General features: G+C 63.8%; 12 protein-coding genes. 1 reads left to right on the top strand and 11 read right to left on the bottom strand.

All coding sequences use genetic code 11. The features are described from left to right. Nucleotides 1-3: 3 nt before the first annotated feature. The 3 genes from ispG to dxr form a co-directional block, all read right to left on the bottom strand. Nucleotides 4-1,149: a flavodoxin-dependent (E)-4-hydroxy-3-methylbut-2-enyl-diphosphate synthase gene (ispG, locus tag EG850_RS00815; protein ID WP_185714882.1), complete on the bottom strand. Its 1,146-nt coding sequence runs from the start codon at nt 1,147-1,149 to the stop codon at nt 4-6. Nucleotides 1,150-1,248: 99 nt separating this feature from the next. After that, complete coding sequence (locus EG850_RS00810; RefSeq protein ID WP_124968882.1) at nt 1,249-2,583, bottom strand: M50 family metallopeptidase; 1,335 nt, start codon at nt 2,581-2,583, stop codon at nt 1,249-1,251. A gap of 11 nt (nt 2,584-2,594) precedes the next feature. Then, nucleotides 2,595-3,695, bottom strand: a complete 1,101-nt coding sequence (dxr, locus tag EG850_RS00805) for a 1-deoxy-D-xylulose-5-phosphate reductoisomerase (RefSeq protein ID WP_124968880.1) — start codon at nt 3,693-3,695, stop codon at nt 2,595-2,597. Between the two features lie 63 nt (nt 3,696-3,758). On the opposite strand from dxr, the gene EG850_RS00800 reads away from it, so the two are divergent. Next, on the top strand, nt 3,759-4,775 hold the full coding sequence (locus tag EG850_RS00800; protein WP_124968878.1) for an asparaginase: 1,017 nt from the start codon (nt 3,759-3,761) through the stop codon (nt 4,773-4,775). Here the strand turns inward: EG850_RS00800 and EG850_RS00795 are convergent. From EG850_RS00795 to atpA, 8 genes are all read right to left on the bottom strand, one after another. Then, nucleotides 4,738-7,539 (bottom strand): FtsK/SpoIIIE domain-containing protein, encoded by a 2,802-nt coding sequence (locus EG850_RS00795; protein WP_185714881.1) that lies wholly within the window; start codon nt 7,537-7,539, stop codon nt 4,738-4,740. The two genes, EG850_RS00800 and EG850_RS00795, sit on opposite strands and share 38 nt — an antisense overlap. After that, nucleotides 7,536-8,648 (bottom strand): DUF4192 family protein, encoded by a 1,113-nt coding sequence (locus EG850_RS00790; protein ID WP_185714880.1) that lies wholly within the window; start codon nt 8,646-8,648, stop codon nt 7,536-7,538. Before EG850_RS00790 ends, EG850_RS00795 begins: the two co-directional genes overlap by 4 nt. 114 nt (nt 8,649-8,762) lie before the next feature. Next, nucleotides 8,763-9,557: a DUF5684 domain-containing protein gene (locus tag EG850_RS13195; RefSeq protein WP_185714879.1), complete on the bottom strand. Its 795-nt coding sequence runs from the start codon at nt 9,555-9,557 to the stop codon at nt 8,763-8,765. Nucleotides 9,558-9,660: 103 nt separating this feature from the next. Beyond that, nucleotides 9,661-10,437 carry a YaaA family protein gene (locus tag EG850_RS00780; RefSeq protein WP_124968872.1) on the bottom strand — a complete coding sequence of 259 codons (777 nt, stop codon included), beginning with the start codon at nt 10,435-10,437 and terminating at the stop codon, nt 9,661-9,663. Next, nucleotides 10,434-10,715: a F0F1 ATP synthase subunit epsilon gene (locus EG850_RS00775; protein ID WP_124968870.1), complete on the bottom strand. Its 282-nt coding sequence runs from the start codon at nt 10,713-10,715 to the stop codon at nt 10,434-10,436. Before EG850_RS00775 ends, EG850_RS00780 begins: the two co-directional genes overlap by 4 nt. Nucleotides 10,716-10,718: 3 nt before the next feature. After that, a complete protein-coding gene (atpD, locus tag EG850_RS00770; protein WP_124968868.1) occupies nt 10,719-12,185 on the bottom strand; it encodes a F0F1 ATP synthase subunit beta in 1,467 nt (488 codons plus the stop codon). A gap of 31 nt (nt 12,186-12,216) precedes the next feature. Continuing rightward, complete coding sequence (locus EG850_RS00765; RefSeq protein ID WP_124968866.1) at nt 12,217-13,110, bottom strand: F0F1 ATP synthase subunit gamma; 894 nt, start codon at nt 13,108-13,110, stop codon at nt 12,217-12,219. 38 nt (nt 13,111-13,148) lie between these two features. Next, a complete protein-coding gene (gene atpA, locus EG850_RS00760) occupies nt 13,149-14,792 on the bottom strand; it encodes a F0F1 ATP synthase subunit alpha (protein ID WP_124968864.1) in 1,644 nt (547 codons plus the stop codon). Between the last annotated feature and the right edge of the window lie 11 nt (nt 14,793-14,803).

The following is a 14,803-nucleotide window of genomic DNA, read 5'->3' as shown; positions in this document are numbered from 1 at the left end:
AGGCTACGCGAGCACCTGCGGTGTGCCCTCGACCCCTGGGGGCATTTCTGCGGCGATCCTCTCAGCCTCGAAGATGAGAGTTTCGACGATCTGGTCTTCCGGCACGGTCTTGATGACCTCGCCCTTGACGAAGATTTGGCCCTTGCCGTTGCCGCTCGCGACGCCGAGATCGGCCTCGCGTGCCTCACCGGGACCGTTCACGATGCATCCCATGACCGCGACGCGGATGGGGACCGTCAGGTGCTTGAGACCCTCCTGCACCGAGTCGGCGAGGGTGTAGACGTCGACCTGGGCTCGACCACACGAGGGGCACGACACGATTTCGAGGCGACGCTCACGCAGGTTGAGCGATTGCAAGATGGCGAGGCCCACCTTGACCTCTTCTACCGGCGGTGCCGAAAGCGAGACGCGGATGGTGTCGCCGATGCCGTCGCCGAGGAGCGAGCCGAAGGCAACAGCCGACTTGATGGTGCCCTGGAAGGCGGGGCCGGCCTCGGTGACTCCGAGGTGGAGCGGCCAATCGCCGCGTTCCGAAAGCATGCGGTAGGCCTTGACCATGACGACGGGGTCGTTGTGCTTGACCGAGATGCCGAACTCGTGGAAGCCGTGCTCTTCAAAGAGACTCGCCTCCCACACCGCCGACTCGACGAGTGCCTCGGCGGTCGGCTTGCCATACTTCTGCAGGAGCGACGGCTCGAGCGAACCGGCGTTGACGCCGATGCGCAACGCCACGCCCGCATCGGAAGCAGCCTTGGCGATCGCGCCGACCTGATCGTCAAACTTACGAATATTGCCGGGGTTCACGCGCACCGCGGCGCAACCCGCATCGATGGCGGCAAATACGTAGTTCGGCTGGAAGTGGATATCGGCGATGACCGGGATCTGGCTCTTCTTCGCAATGATCGGGAGTGCTTCGGCATCGTCGCGGCTTGGTACGGCGACGCGAACGATATCGCAACCCGCCGCGGTGAGTTCGGCGATCTGCTGCAGTGTGGCGTTGATGTCGGTTGTCGGCGTCGTCGTCATGGACTGCACGGTGATGGGAGCATCACCGCCAACGAACTGTGTGCCGACCTTCACCTTGCGCGTGAGCTTGCGTGGGGTGATGACGGCGGGGACTTCAGGCATTCCGAGATTCACTGCTGGCACGCCTGTCAGTGTACGCGTGCCCGCTTCCGGCGTGCGCTGAGGCGACCCCCATCCGCGCACAGAGGCGACCCCCATCCGCGCGCTGAGGCTCTCGAAGCGCTACCCGAACAGCTGAATCGGATTCACGATGTCGGTGAAGATAAACAGCGCCCCGATAAGCATCAGGATGCCCGACACCACGATCGTGACCGGCAACAGAATCGCCGCGTCGAACGGTGCGGGCTCAGGCTTGCCGAACAGGCGAGCGAAGAACTTACGCAGCCCATCCCAGAGCGCCGCGGCAATGTGGCCACCGTCAAGGGGCGGCAGTGGGATGAGGTTCATGAGCCCGAGCGCCACGTTGACGGCAGCAACGAGCCCCACCATGGTGGCCGCGCGATCAACGATCGGCACCTCGTGCTGTTGGGCGATTTGGCCGGTGATGATGCCGACGCCAACGACACTCACCGGACCGTTCGGGTCGCGTTCGGCCCCGAGGAAGCCGGCAGCGAACATATCGGCCACGCGCTGCGGCATCGTGATGATGACGTTGACAACGCCGCGAGCCTGCATCTCGGCAAGCTCGAAGGCGTAGAGCGGGGATTCGTGCTGTCGCTCGCGCTGCGAGGTGAATCCGACGAAGCCGACAGTCTCGGTCTTCGGCTCACCCGCTTCGTCGAGCACGTACTCGCCGGTGAGATCGTCAATGACGCGAATCTCGTTCGCGCGCGGTGTTACTTCAAGGTTGAGCGTTGCTTCGCCGCGATCGACTTCGAACGCGAGCGTCTGGTCGGTTGATACCCGAATGATGCTCTGCAGCTGATCCCAGCTAGTAACCGGTGTTCCGTCGACGGACACCACGCGATCGCCCGGTTGCAGCCCAGCCGCGTAGGCCGGTCCGGGCTCAGGGCAATCATCGGCGTTCGGATCTTGCCGTTCCGCGGCCGTGGCCACACATTGATAGACGCCAGCAATCGTGGTTGAGGGCTGATAAACACCGAATCCGGTCGCCACGATCATGTAGCAGAGGATCGCCACGACGAAGTTCATGAGCGGGCCACCGAACATGACGAGCAAACGCTTCCACACCGGCAGCTTGTAGAAGGCGCGGTGCTCCTCCCCTGGCGGAATCGATTCAGCCGAGGCCTGTCGGCCATCTTCGATGAGTTGCGAGACGAAGCCGGTGCTCTGGGCGCCGACCTTTTCGCCCGCCCGCGGCGGATACATGCCGATCATCGAAACGTAACCGCCAAGGGGAATTGCCTTGATGCCGTATTCGGTCTCACCCTTCGTGCGCGACCAGAGGGTCGGCCCGAAGCCGACCATGTACTGCGGCACGCGCACACCGAACTTCTTCGCGAAAAAGAGGTGGCCGCATTCGTGCAACGCAATCGAGATCGCCAGGCCAAGGATGGCGATGACGACGCCGATGATGAAAGCGATGATGTCGAGCACGGGCTCCGAGCCTACGCCTGGATGCGGCGAGTTGCCTCGGCGCGCGCCCAGCGTTCTGCTTCGGCGAGCGATTCGCGGGTCACCTCGCCAGCGCTCGGCTGATAGCGGTCAACGACCTCGGCGACCGTGTCGACGATGCCGAGGAAGGGCAGGGCGCCGTCGTGGAAAGCGTCTACGGCGACTTCATTGGCGGCATTAAACACGGCCGGGTAGGCGCCACCGGCAGTACCGACCTGTTTCGCAAGATTGAGCGCGGGGAATGCCTCGTTGTCGAGCGGCTCGAAGGTCCACGTGTGTGCTTTGGTCCAGTCCATCGGTGCCACCGCATCCGGGATGCGATTGGGCCAGTCGAGCCCGAGCGCGATTGGCAGCCGCATATCGGGCATCGAAACCTGCGCCATCGTGGCACCGTCGATGAACTCGACCATGGAGTGAATGATCGATTGCGGGTGCACCACGACATCAATGCGCGCAAATGGGATGTCGAAGAGCACATGTGCCTCGATGACTTCGAGCCCCTTGTTCACGAGCGTGGCGGAGTTGGTGGTCACGACTCGTCCCATGTTCCAGGTGGGATGCGCGAGGGCATCGGCCGGGGTGACCGCAGTGAGTTCGTGGCGCGCGCGGCCGCGGAATGGCCCGCCGGATGCGGTGAGCACTAGTCGTGTGACCTCGGCGCGAGTGCCAGCGGTGAGGCATTGCGCGAGTGCCGAATGCTCGGAGTCGACCGGCACGATCTGCCCTGGCGCGGCAAGCTGGCGCACGAGTGGGGCTCCGACGATGAGTGATTCTTTGTTCGCGAGGGCCAGGGTGCGTCCGGTTTCGAGGGCGGCGAGCGTCGGGCCGAGGCCGACCGAGCCGGTGATGCCGTTGATGACCACATCGGCTTCAACATTGCGAACCAATTGCTCGGCATCATCGGCGCCGAGCGCGGTGGCCGATTGCGGTACGCCGAACTCCTGGGCGGCAGCCGCGAGCGCGTCGGCTTGGTTCCCCGCGCTGAGTCCGACGACCTGAAATCGGTCAGGATTGCGACGGATGATGTCGAGTGTTTGTTCGCCGATCGAGCCGGTGGCACCGAGCACGAGTACGCGACGAGGCGTTTGCGTCATGGCCACCACGCTAGCGCGACGTAGCATGGCACGGTTGCCGAGGTAGCTGAGGAGGCGGAACAGATGGTCAAGCAGGGCACGTTCACCGGAGATCAGGCAGTGGAACTTGCCACCGTGACACGCGGTCGGTTCGTCGAGTCTCGTCATCTGGGGTCGGCGGCGGTCGTCGATGCGGATGGCGAGCTCATTGGTGCGCTTGGCGATGTGCAGGCGCCGGTGTTTCCGCGGTCGACGCTGAAGTTCTTGCAGGCGATTGCGTCGCTCGAGGCGGGTGCGCCGCTTGATGGCGAACACCTCGCGATTGCGTGCGCGAGTCACTCCGGCACTCCGCTGCATGTGGCTCTCGTGCGTGATGTGTTGGCGCGGGCAGGGCTTGATGAGCGCGCATTGCAGTGCCCGGCGGCCTGGCCGCTTGACGGCGCCTCGCGCCAATCGCTCATCCGTTCGGGCGAGCCGAATGGGTCGATCTACATGGAGTGCTCGGGCAAGCATGCCGGGATGCTCGCGGCGTGCGCCGCTGCGGGCTGGCCGATTGACGACTATTTGCATCCTGACCACCCGCTGCAGGTGCGTGTGGCGGAAACCATTGCCCGGTTCAGCGGTGAACGCATTGCGGCCTCGGCCGTTGACGGCTGTGGTTCGCCGGTGCATGCGATCTCGCTCGCGGGCCTCGCCCGAGCAATGTCGCGCTTCGCGACCTCGCAGTCTTCGTCGCCGTTCGGCATTTTCCGCAGTGCGGCGAAGATTTGGGATGCCACCCTCCGGCACCCGTGGACCATTGCCGGACAGGGTCGACCCGATACGGTGCTCATCGAAGAACTCGGGGTGCTCGCGAAGTCTGGTGCTGAAGGCGTCTTCGTCGCTGTTGCCCCGAACGGGGTGTCGGTGGCATTAAAGTACCTTGATGGTTCGGGCCGCGGTGCGGCGCTCGTCGCGTTGCAATTACTCATTAGCGCTGGCGCGCTGGAAGCATCGCGAGCGGAGGCGGTACTGCCGAAGCTCGGTCTTGAGGTCTTGGGCGGTGGCCGCACAGTGGGCCACATCAACCTAGGCTCGGGAGTGCCCAGCCGCTTCGAATAAGACCTTCCGGAGCACCATCCTCGAGCCGCACTCGGTCGACCTGGCCGTCGGGGTGCCGCAGCCAGCCGCGCGACCAGGGATCATCAAGTGCCGGTGGCATTGGATCGCCACGAAATAGCGTTCGCCAGTCACCCGTCGTGGCACCGATGAGGAGGACCGGAAGCTGATCGGCGAGCCGTGGGAGCACGCCGAAGGCACCGTGCCACTGTTCGAAATCACCCACAATGATCGGCGCTCGGCCGACGAGTTCCTTAGTGCCCGTGCGTAGGTCTGCCGCACTCGGAACAGCGTCAAGTGCAACCCCACCAGTGCCGAGCGCCGCTCGGGTGGTGGACCCGCGACGGGTCACCACGAGCAGTCCCACTGGCGGAACAATGAACGGCACCTCGTGAGCGGTCGCGAGCAGCGGTTGCGACACCGGAGCCTGCGCGGGCGCGGCAACCTGAACGAGCATCCGCGCGAGCCGACCTCGGCCCGGCGGCAGATTCGGGATGAAGTCGGCCGCTTCCCCACCCTGCAGCACCCACTCCTGTCGGGAACTCGCCGCGAGCCGTAGCGTCTGCGCACAGAGGGCTGCGATTCGCTGTAATCCCCCGCTTGGCCGTCGCACCGTCATCGCAAGCGTGACGCCGCGTTCGCCACCGATGCGGGCGAGGCGGCCAAGCCGCTCGAGAAAGACACTCCGGTGCTCGTCGTCGAATCGGGTTTCGAGCCCGTCGAGATCATCGATGAGCACGAGCACCCGCGAGGCGTCCGGCTTCGCCACGAGTGCGTCAAGTGCATCCCACGCCTGCTCGATGCCTGGGCCGAGCGTCACGACCTGCATTCCTTGCGCCGCTCGGGCAAGTGCGGCGAGCGCTGCAGACTTGCCCGAACCATGCGTACCGATGATCCAAAGATGTGCGCCAGCTGTCGGCACCTCGAGCCGCGGTTGTTGTTGTGCCTCGGGCAGGTCGCCTATGGCCCAGGTAGCTTCATCGCCGCACCAATTCGTGGGGAGCGGCGGCCGCCATGGCGATTCGGGTGATCCCAAGCGTTGTCGACGTCGGCGTTCCTGCTCACGCGCCGCAAGCACGGCGATATCGTCAGGCCTCGCTCGGGCAACCTGTGCGGTGGCGAGATCGCCGCCGCCAACACGCAGAAGTAGCCGGCCGCGCGCTGAAACGGGAAGTTCGGCTGCATCCACCTCACCAAGAATTGTGCGCGAATCGCTCGCCTGCTCGACCCGCAGACTGAGCCGAATTGCGCAGTTTGCCAGCAGTGACTCGCGAAAGACACCGGTCGGCCGTTGCGTACAGAGCACAAGGTGAATACCGAGGCTGCGACCGCGGGCACCAAGATCGGCGAACACCTCGTTGAGTTCGGGATGCTCCTGCACGAGCGCTTGAAACTCATCGACAAAGACAACGAGCCGCGGCATCACTCCATTCGTGTCAGCGATCTCGCGCACGCCGAGATCGCGGAGTTGCTGTTCCCGTCGGCGCATTTCAGCTCGCAAGCCAGCGAGCACGCGGTGCGCCTCACCGTCGTCAAGATCGGTGACCACCCCCACACAGTGCGGCAGCGGCGCCAGCGCATCGAAGGTCGCCCCGCCTTTAAAATCGAGGCCGAGCATGGCGCATTCATCGCTCGTATAGCGCTCCGCCAGCGCGGTGGCCCAAGCGATGAGCAACTCGCTCTTGCCACTTCCCGTCGTGCCGCCGAGCACCGCATGTGGGCCGTCAGCAACGAGATCGAGTTCGCACGGTCCATCCGCACCCACGGCAAACGCAGCCGACAAGGTATGCGGCCGAGCCTCCCCACCGAACAGATCAGCAAGCTCGCACTCGCTCGGGATGCGCTCAGCCGCGCGCCGACGAGTCCGTTGCGCATCGCCGATCTTGGAGGCCCAATCACGCAACTCCCCCGCTCCAAGTGAATCGAGCCGCAGGCGCAAGGCGCCGTGTTCGGCGGTGCGCAACTCACCGAAACCGTCTTCAGCAACGATGAGCACCGCGTCCACGGTCGCATTCGGAAATTCGGGCGCGTCGGCACCCGTGATTACTGCGAGCGCGTCGGGTTCTAGGTGCTGGCCGAAGTGCACGCCGAGCGTGCGCAACTCTGCAGCCACCGCTTCCGCACCATCACCGATGAGCGCCACTTCCCCGCTGAGATCGTCGGCCGTAAGTTGCACGAGCAGGGCCCGAACAACGCCGGTGGTGACAATCCGCGAGCCGTGAACTGCGAGGCGCTTCGCATTGATCGAGAAACAAGCGTCATCAAGGCGGCCAGCAGCAGCTCGCGCAATATCGAGTTGCGGATGCACGCCGCCACCCTCGAGGCGTAAACCACTCGGCACCGTGGTCGTGCCCACAACGATGCCGGGTTCGATGCGGCGATGCCCCGCGACGAGGTCTCGCGCGAGCGGTCGTTGGGCCCGACGTCGCCGCCGCATCCGTGCATGCGCGCCCCCAATTTCGTGCTCGGCCTCGGCGAGTTCGCGGTCAAATGCGGCTGTCGCTCGGCGCAAGCGACGGCGCTCGCCGTAGCGCCGGTCAATGAGGTGGGCAATGGCAATTACCGGCCCAAAGACAATGAACATGAGGAGGAAGGGACTGCCAATAATGGCGAAGAGTGCGAGGCCAATGCCAACGGGGGCAATTACCGCGATGATCGGAAACGGCGCCGGTGCCGATTCGGTCGGAGCATGCGGCAAGCGGATTGCCGCTTCAAGCAAATCTGCCGGCGCTTCCGACGGCACGTCAAGTGTTGCCGCGAGCGTCATTCGTTGGTTCCGAGGAGTTGTGCAAAGTCGTTGTCTCGAAACCCTCCCTGACAGCCGAGCATGCCGATCCAGCCGGGCGTGATACAGAGTTCCACATTCCAAATCACGTTGAGGGCGAGGCGCTGCCAGGGGTCGATGCGGTGGCTCTCGTGGGCATAGGCGCTTGCGAACGTGCCACCACCACGCGCCCATTCAAGCCAACTTGCCGCCGCGAGCACATCAGCGCGCTGATACGGCTCAAGGGCGCCGAGGATGCGCCGGAGCACCCCGAGTGCGCGTGCTGAGCGATCAAGGTCAATCGGATCAAGGTGACAGCGCTCCGTGACGTTTTCGGCGTTCGCGAAGGAGTCGTCGACTTCGAGTCCCTCGCACTCGTCCTCGGCCGCCATGCGGATCGCAGCGCACATACGGGCATGCTCATTGCCAATAGCTTCGCCATAGGCAGCATCTGCGAGAAGTACTTCGAGGAACGCTGGGCGCATGATGCCGAGCGCCACCGACACCTCATACTGTGCCCGCTTCCGGTCGTTCGGCCGGTCGGGTTCGTTCATGAGTGCACGCCAGGCGCCGAGTGCAGTGCTCACTCCTGGAATCCGCTGGCGATACCCCTCAGCAACTTTGCTGGCGACCTTCGTGAGGTGAACTTCGGGAGCTGGCTCAATCGCAATGGCTTCAGCAACCGAGTGCATCGGCGTGTGTGGATCGTCAAGTTCGTCGAGCTCACCGGCCGCGTCGCCGCGATACTCTCGCCAGCCGTCGCCCGCCCGAACGGCAGCGCACACGACTCGAATGCCAACTTGCGCCGCTGATTCGATCAGATTGTCAATGAGCTCCGTGTATGGCGGTTCTTCATCGCCGAGGGGAGATTGCGTATAAATGCCGATGAGCACGTCCGAGCAATCGGGAAACCGGGTGAGGTGCTCGATGAGGGCTTCGATGAATGGCTCGTGATGCGCACGTACCTGCGGAAGATCCATCCGAATCGCAGCACCGCCGCGCTGATCGGCGAAGGGCAGAGCCACGAGCGATTCGTGGGGTCGGTAGCCAAACATTTTCGGGATGGCGATGAGAGCGTCGTGTGCGGATGACAGGGAGTGTGGAGAGGTCATGCCGCACAAAGTAAAGGTCGGAGTGGGCATCTTGCCCGCTCCGACCCTCACCCTGTGGATGCTTTTGAAATCGCGTGCCTGTGGTCAAATCCACCCGACTACGCGTGCACCGAATTACTGCTGCGCGTCACCCGAAGATGCCGGGGGCTGCTGACCGTAGCCAGGCTGCGACTGCTGGCCATATCCGGGTTGCGGTTGCTGACCGTAACCAGGCTGCGGCTGCCGACCGTAACCGGCCTGCGGCTGCTGGCCATAGCCAGGCTGGGGCTGCTGACCGTAGCCCTGCGATGCCTGCGGAGCCTGGTAGCCACCGGACTGCTGTCCATAGCCCTGAGGAGCCTGGTAGCCACCCGCCTGCGGCGGCTGGTAAGCGCCGGACTGCGGCGGCTGGTATGCACCCGGTTGCGGCGCCTGGTAGCCACCGGCCTGCGGGGTGCCGTATCCGGTCGATGAGTAGGGGGTCACGCCAACGTTGGCACCGGCGGCCGAGGGGCCGGCCACGAGACCATCAGGAAGACCGCGCCACTTCGACGAATCGAACGCGATGATGCCCATCCACACGATCTGGAGGAAGAAATAGAGAGCAGCCCAGGCCCCCGACTTACCGAAACCAATACCGATTCGATAGGCGGCGATGACGACGATCACCGCAAATGCGAGCTGGCCAATGAACGGGATAAAGACACTGAGCATGTACCAGCCGGGGAACCCACCGGCTTCAATGAAGACCCACTGGTTGTAGAGCGGAACCCAAGCCTTCCAGCCCTCGATCTTCATCTTCTCGAAGATCTTCATAAGCAAGAACGCACTCAGCGCCCACAACACGAGCGCCAAGATAAAAGCAAAGACCATGATGCCGGCGCTCAAGCCGAGGAATGCACCACTGTCATAGTTGTCGTACGAATTCACTGTGACTCCCAGATTGCACGAGGTGGAGTTGACGGTTCTCAGCCTACGACGTGTGAGTGAATCGCTAGGCACGAGAACCCAAACGTCATCATTGCGAACGACGTCAATTTATGAGCCGAACGATCTCGATCACACCGTGATGAACGGCACCGAAAGCAAATCGATCCGCAACTATCTCACCCACCTCTTCCAGACTCGTCGGTTCTGGCTCGGTAGCCAAGCGTTCGGCAAGGAGGCGCACGAGTTCGCCCTTTGCCAGCTTGTTAAAATGGTTGAGCGAGCGGGTCGAGCCATCGGGAAGTCGCTCGACGACATCTCCCCAGGCGTGCTGGGCTCGATCACTCAGCGGCCCGAACTCGACGTAGCCCTTCGAGCGTAGATCAAGTAGCGGTCCCTCATGCTCTGCAAGTAGCGCAGCCACCCCCTCCCGCCAGCGGCGACGCAACGTTTCGCCACCGATGCGGGAGTCATGCGAAAGGCGATACGCCTCGATCGGCTCCCCTGCCCCGACGATGCCGTAGAGCGCCGAGTGCACGGCGACGTGATCGTCGAGCCAGCGGCGCGCATCCGGTTCGAGGCTGGCGGCCACAAGACCGTCGTAAAGCACGCCGGTGTACCGTTCGGCAGCCGCCTTGAGCGGACCCGTACCAAGCTGCTTGTTGCGACGCAGTTCCGTTTCGGCCAGCTTCGCCGACACCTTCAGTGCCTTCGCCGCCAGCTCCGCATCGCCACTACTGAGGTCCACGAGGTCGGCCTGCACCTGCGCGCGGATTGGTGCCAGCGCATCCCACCGCCCGGGTGCCGCACCCGGAAACGGCCTACTGCCGCCATCCGACTTGGTTTCGGATGGCGGCAGCAGGATGAGCAGGGCTCGGGTCACTCCGCGAGGATTGCCTCGCCGGCAAGCACCGTCACGAGGTCGTTCGCGACCGAGAGGAAGCCATCTTCGGCGTTCGCCACGATGCTCTTCCCGTCAGCGGTCTTCACGCGCACTTCACCCTCGGCGAGCGAGGCAAGCACCGGCGTGTGGCCGGGCAGGATGCCGATCTCGCCTTCGGTGGTGCGGGCGACGACCGACACGGCCTCGCCTTCCCACACCTGCGACGTCGCCGAAGTGACGTTGACGCGCAGTACGTTCTGCTTCTTGACTTCGGCCATGGACTAGCCCAGTTCCTTCTGCAGCTGGTCGTACTTCTCGAGGACATCCTCGATCGGACCGACGTTGAAGAAGCACTGCTCGGGGATGTGGTCGAACTCACCCTTGGTGATCGCGTCGAATGCCTCAACCGTGTCCTTGACCGGCACCGTCGAGCCTTCAACACCCGTGAACTGCAGGGCGGTGTAGGTGTTCTGCGACAGGTACTGCTGGATGCGGCGAGCACGCGACACGGTGATCTTGTCCTCTTCCGAGAGCTCGTCAACACCGAGGATCGCGATGATCTCCTGGAGTTCCTTGTTCTTCTGGAGGATTCGCTTCACCGTGGTGGCCACGCGGTAGTGGTCTTCACCGACGTACTGCGGGTCGAGGATGCGGCTCGTCGAGGCGAGCGGGTCAACCGCGGGGTAGAGACCACGCGAGGCAATCGCACGCGAAAGCTCAGTCGTCGCGTCGAGGTGCGCGAAGGTCGTGGCCGGGGCCGGGTCGGTGTAGTCGTCAGCCGGGACGTAGATCGCCTGCATCGAGGTGATCGAGTGACCACGCGTCGAGGTGATGCGCTCCTGGAGGAGACCCATCTCGTCGGCGAGGTTCGGCTGGTAACCCACGGCCGAAGGCATGCGGCCCAGCAGGGTCGACACCTCGGAACCGGCCTGCGTGAAGCGGAAGATGTTGTCGATGAACAACAGCACGTCCTGCTTCTGCACGTCGCGGAAGTACTCGGCCATGGTGAGGCCGGTCAGCGCGATGCGCAGACGCGTCCCCGGCGGCTCGTCCATCTGGCCGAAGACAAGGGCGGTCTTGTCGAGCACGCCTGCTTCGTCCATTTCGAAGATGAGGTCGTTACCCTCACGGGTGCGCTCGCCAACACCGGCGAACACCGACACACCACCGTGGTCCTGGGCCACACGGGTGATCATCTCCTGGATGAGCACGGTCTTACCGACACCGGCACCACCGAACAGACCAATCTTTCCACCCTGCACGTAGGGGGTCAGCAGGTCAATGACCTTGATACCGGTCTCGAACATCTCGGTCTTCGACTCAAGCTGGTCGAATGCCGGGGGTTCGCGGTGGATGGGCCAACGCTCGGTGATCTCGTAGGGCTCGCTGAGCATCGACTCGTTGAGCACGTCACCGGTCACGTTGAAGACCTTGCCCTTGGTCACGTCGCCCACGGGCACGGTGATGGGGCTACCGGTGTCCTGGACTTCCTGACCGCGAACGAGGCCGTCAGTCGGCTTCATTGCGATGGCGCGAACCATGTCGTCGCCGAGGTGCTGGGCAACCTCAAGGGTGAGCTTGAAGCTCTCGTCACCCATCGACACCTGCGTGGTGAGGGCGTTGTAGATGCCGGGCATCGCGTCGTGCGGGAACTCGATGTCGACCACCGGGCCCGTGACACGCGCGATGCGGCCGACGCCGGCGGGCTTGGCAGCCGCCTGCTGCTCGAACGTCGCGTTCGTCGTCATGTGCGTTCCTTTTCTTCGTGTTCAGCGCGGGTTAAGAAGCGAGCGCGTCCGCGCCGCTCACGATTTCACTAATCTGCTGCGTGATCTCCGCCTGGCGCGCGTTGTTCGCCAGTCGGGTGTAGTCGCGCACCAATTCCTGGGCGTTGTCGGAGGCCGACTTCATGGCCCGCTGGCGGGCCGCCTGCTCCGAGGCTGCCGAGTGCAGCATGGCGTTGAAGAGTCGCGACTCGATGTAGACCGGCAGCAGCGCGTCAAGCACGGCCTCCGGATCGGGTTCGAACTCGTACAGCGGGAAGAGCTCGTTGTCGGTCGGCTCCTCGACACCCTCAACAACTTCCAGGGGAAGCAGGCGAACCACGGTGGGTTCCTGCGACACCATGTTGATGAAGCGGTTGTAGATGAAGTGGATCTCTTCCACGCCGCCTTCGTCATAGGCAGTGGTGAAGCGCTCAACGAGCGCCGCACCGATCTCCTTGGCGGTAGCAAAGTGGGGCTGTTCGGTTGAACCGGTCCATTCGCGGTCGAACTTGCGCTCACGGAAGGTGAAGTACCCGACGGCCTTGCGGCCGACGAGGTAGTAGACAACTTCCTTGCCCTGTTCGCGCAGCAACTTGGTGAGCTCTTCGGTTTCCTTCAGCACATTGTGCGAGAAGGCACCGTTGAGGCCACGGTCGCTGGTGAACAGCACGATCGCCGCACGGCGGATCTGCTCGGGCTCGGTAAGCAGCACGTGATCGATATTCGAATAGGTCGCCGCAGCCGACACCGCCTGGGTGACGGCACGCGCATAAGGGTTCGACGCGTCCATGCGGGCGCGCGCCTTGTTAATGCGCGAGGTGGCGATCAGCTCCATGGCGCTGGTGACCTTCTGCATAGTCTGGGCCGACTTGATCTTGGCCCGATACTCGCGAAGCTGTGCTCCCATGGTTCTCCTCGTCTCTCAGTCTCGAACGGGTCAGGCGCCTAGCGGCGCTTGCCCCGGACGATCTGCTCCTGGTTGACGTCTTCTTCAGCGGTCGCGTCGAATTCTTCACGGCCTGCCGAGAGCAGAGGCTTCCCATCCGAGAGCTGGAACGTCTTGGTGAACTCGTCGATGCCCGCTTCCATGGCCGAAAGCGTCTCGTCTTCGAGCTTGCCGCTCGAACGGAGGTCATCAAGCACCGAGGTGTTGCGCTTGAGGTAGTCGAGCATCTCCTGCTCGAAGCGAAGCACATCCTCAACCGGAACCTCGTCGAGCTTGCCGTTGGTACCCGCCCAGATCGAGACAACCTGGTCTTCGATCGGATACGGCGAGTACTGCGGCTGGCGAAGGAGCTCAGTCAGACGCGCACCACGCTCAAGCTGACGCTTGGTCGCGGCGTCGAGGTCGGATGCGAACATCGCGAAGGCTGCGAGGTCGCGGTACTGCGCGAGCTCGAGCTTGAGCGTGCCTGAAACCTTCTTGATGTGCTTCTGCTGGGCCGAACCACCGACTCGCGACACCGACACACCCACGTCAACAGCGGGACGCTGGTTGGCGAGGAAGAGGTCGGACTGGAGGAAGATCTGGCCGTCGGTGATCGAGATCACGTTGGTCGGGATGTAGGCCGACACGTCGTTCGCCTTGGTCTCGATGATCGGAAGACCGGTCATCGAACCGGCGCCCATGCCATCCGAAAGCTTGGCGCAACGCTCGAGGAGGCGCGAGTGCAGGTAGAAGACGTCACCGGGGTAAGCTTCACGGCCCGGCGGGCGACGCAGGAGGAGCGACACGGCGCGGTAGGCCTCGGCCTGCTTCGACAGGTCGTCGAAGATGATGAGGACGTGCTTGCCGTTGTACATCCAGTGCTGGCCGATGGCCGAGCCGGTGTACGCCGAGAGGTACTTGAAGCCGGCCGGGTCAGAGGCGGGCGAGGCAACGATGGTGGTGTACTCCATCGCGCCAGCGGCCTCAAGCGCACCCTTCACCGAAGCGATGGTCGAGCCCTTCTGGCCGATCGCAACGTAGATGCAGCGAACCTGCTTGGTCGGGTCGCCCGACTCCCAGTTCGCCTTCTGGTTGATGATCGTGTCGATCGCGATCGCGGTCTTACCGGTCTGGCGGTCACCGATGATGAGCTGACGCTGGCCACGGCCAACGGGGATCATCGCGTCGATGGCCTTGATGCCGGTTTCCATCGGCTCGTGCACCGACTTGCGGTCCATGACGCCGGGGGCCTGGAGTTCGAGGGCGCGGCGGCCTTCGATGCCGGTGATTTCGCCGAGTCCGTCGATGGGAGCACCGAGCGGGTCAACGACGCGGCCGAGGTAGCCCTCGCCAACGGGGACCGAGAGGACCTCGCCGGTGCGGGTGACCTGCATGCCCTCGACAATGCCGGTGAACGGGCCGAGGACGATCGCGCCGATCTGGTCTTCTTCGAGGTTCTGCGCGAGGCCGAGCGTGCCGTCTTCGAAGCGGATGAGCTCGTTCGCCATGGTCGAGGGCAGGCCCTCGATACGCGCGATGCCGTCGGCAGCGCTGATGACGGTGCCGACCTCGGTGGCCGACGCACCCTGCGGGCGGTACGAGCTCGCGAAGGCGCTCAGCGCATCGCGGATCTCGTCCGGGTTGATCGTAAGTTCTGACATGTTCTTCCCTA

Source organism: Gulosibacter macacae, from assembly GCF_003865375.1.
Taxonomy (GTDB): domain Bacteria; phylum Actinomycetota; class Actinomycetes; order Actinomycetales; family Microbacteriaceae; genus Gulosibacter; species Gulosibacter macacae.
This window is presented reverse-complemented; position numbering and strand designations above follow the sequence as displayed.

Excerpts from the sequence above, each read along its gene's own strand:
- EG850_RS00790 (WP_185714880.1), bottom strand. The coding sequence starts at position 8,648 with ATGACCTCTCCACACTCCCTGTCATCCGCACACGACGCTCTCATCGCC.
- EG850_RS00795 (WP_185714881.1), bottom strand. The coding sequence starts at position 7,539 with ATGACGCTCGCGGCAACACTTGACGTGCCGTCGGAAGCGCCGGCAGAT.
- dxr (WP_124968880.1), bottom strand. The coding sequence starts at position 3,695 with ATGACGCAAACGCCTCGTCGCGTACTCGTGCTCGGTGCCACCGGCTCG.
- EG850_RS00765 (WP_124968866.1), bottom strand. The coding sequence starts at position 13,110 with ATGGGAGCACAGCTTCGCGAGTATCGGGCCAAGATCAAGTCGGCCCAG.
- atpD (WP_124968868.1), bottom strand. The coding sequence starts at position 12,185 with ATGACGACGAACGCGACGTTCGAGCAGCAGGCGGCTGCCAAGCCCGCC.
- EG850_RS00800 (WP_124968878.1), top strand. The coding sequence starts at position 3,759 with ATGGTCAAGCAGGGCACGTTCACCGGAGATCAGGCAGTGGAACTTGCC.
- atpA (WP_124968864.1), bottom strand. The coding sequence starts at position 14,792 with ATGTCAGAACTTACGATCAACCCGGACGAGATCCGCGATGCGCTGAGC.
- EG850_RS00775 (WP_124968870.1), bottom strand. The coding sequence starts at position 10,715 with ATGGCCGAAGTCAAGAAGCAGAACGTACTGCGCGTCAACGTCACTTCG.